The 2403-nt window shown below is 37.4% G+C and carries 1 protein-coding gene; it reads right to left on the bottom strand.

Annotation, left to right across the window (positions count from 1 at the left end):
• Positions 1–260 precede the first annotated feature (260 nt).
• Positions 261–2403 (bottom strand): hypothetical protein (locus tag A3223_RS09695; protein WP_180378730.1); only part of this gene is annotated, 2143 nt, incomplete at its 5' end.

Genomic DNA, 2403 nt, shown 5'->3' with positions numbered 1-2403 from the left:
TATGTCTATTGTACTGGGGTACAGTGTTGAAAGATTTGTGTGATATTGTGAAACAAACAGTAGGGATTTAGAGTTAATTTGTTTTTCTTCAGTTAGGCTAAAATAGGGTCAAATTTGTAGATTAATATTAAATGAAATAAACGCTAAAAATATAGGTATTGCAAAATTTACAGTTGTTATTTTTGGATACTAGGTAGTAAAGCAACTAAATACTTTTAGTTGCTTTACATATAAAGGATTTATTTCTTTTATATAATCAACTAAATATCCGGAGTAATAGAATCATTGTCAACTTTAATTATAACCGAATATGTGTTGCCATCGTGATCTAGCTCTGCTTTATACGTTTTATTGCTAGCATCACCGTCATTTGTAATCTCATGCCAACCGTTTTTGCTACCACTATTTTCAAGAGTTACTCTATCGTCTGAGCCATACTTAAGCTTTAAAACAGTTTCTATTTCGTCAATGCCGTGATTTTTTTCAGGTACGTTTAACACATCTGCAATATTAACCTTAAGCCTAGCATTTGCTACATTTGATATGTCTATCGAGTCGTATACGTGATTCATAACGCCTGCATGATTTTGACTTAAGCCGTGTTCCATTATACTAGATAGATCTATATTGCTATTTTCAGAACTATCTACAATAATATGCCTTTCTTCCCCTTCATTGGTTATTTTATTTATCACTCTACCGTGTATTTCGTTATCTCCGCTATCTTTTTGGATATGATTTATAACACCTTCTCCTTTAGTGTGTTGGCCCATATCGTCGTAACTTTCCGTACTGAATCTAGATATAGTATCGTCACCGTTACCGTCTTTTATATTTAGGTTATTTATAGTACCTCCACTAAACGCTTTTATGGTATCGGTTCCACCTCCACCGTTTACGTTATCTATCTTAGAGTCTTGATACGTTCCGCTACGCCCACTTCCAACCACGACCTCGTTTTGTCCATTTCCTAAATTTACAGTACCGATTTCACCTCCGTCGATTGCGCTAACAAATTGTTTACCGCTACCACTAAAGTTTATATCCCCGGTTATTTTAGAGTCATCGCCCATTGCCGTAATTCTATTATTATGACTTAAATTTAGATTGGTTGAAATATTGCCACCGTCAATTACTTCTATTTTAGTGTCACCATTAAAATTAAGATTGCTATCCACTGTAGTCTTGTTTACTTGAAGCTGACTATTTCCTTCTATATCGTTTATACCGTTTATGCGAGATCCTTTATATAGGTTGAACGTATCATCACCTTTTCCACCTTCGATTTGACCTCCTACGCTACCATTATATACGTCTATTCTATCGTCACCTTCTCTAGCATCAATCTTACCGTGAACTATAGCATCTTTGGTTCCATTATGATATCCACTTATATCTATAAAATCCCTTCCGTGACCCCCTATAACGTCTCCGTCTATTACCGTATTTTGGCTCAAACTTATTTCTGCGCTTTGGTTTGAGGCGCTATTTGCTGTAATACTTCCTTTAATATGAACGTCGCTTGTACCCATAGTAACATTACCATCAGCAGTGACATTTCCATTTATCGTAACACTAGTACCTGGAGCAGATGTTCCTCCGATACTAACTCTATCCTCGTATCTCGTATGATTATCGCCCACATGTCCAGGAATGCCACTATTAGACGATCTGCCCGCGTTTATATTGCCATCTACGTCAGTCATTACGGTTATATAATCATTTCCATCTCCGCCGTTAATGTCGCCTACGACTTTTCCGTGACCATCTTTGATGCCGGTACCCATAACCTCTATCTTATCGTTATCCGCTCCGCCGTCTATATTACCAGTGATATTAGAATTTGTTACAGTTATAGTATCTTCTCCACTATCTCCAGTAATGGCTTCACGACTTGTTGATCCGTCACTATTGGTAATAGTCTTACCACTAATAGTAGAATTATCTACGGTTATACCATCGCTTCCCGAACCACCAGAAACATTTTCTGTCTCGGCACCGTTTTTGAGATCAACGTTATCGTTTCCAACTCCTGAGTGTACAGATGTTATTTTTGCATTGTCTACGGTTATATTATTTGGAGTATCTGAACCAAATACTTTTAAATTTTGACCAGGATCTACTATCTTAGCTACTGAGCCATCATCTAGATAGTTTGAAGCTTTTGCCGCGCTAGTTACTGCTAGGTCTTTAGCGTTATCTTGACCGATAGCAAGGTTGCCGTCTTTACTTACATACCAGCCTTCTTTATAATCAAATGCACTAGGAGCGGTAGGATCGTTAGGAGTTAGATAATCTCTACCGTCAGTATGTCTATATACGTGATATCCGTTAGGTATAGAAGAGGCAAATGAGTCTAAGAGTGCAGAAGATGTGCTTTCTCCCTTATACGCCGACAATGGA

The sequence above is a fragment of the Campylobacter concisus genome (assembly GCF_002092855.1).
Classification (GTDB): domain Bacteria; phylum Campylobacterota; class Campylobacteria; order Campylobacterales; family Campylobacteraceae; genus Campylobacter_A; species Campylobacter_A concisus_AI.
The sequence above is the reverse complement of the archived record's forward strand: the minus strand, read 5'-3'. Positions and strand labels throughout refer to the sequence as shown.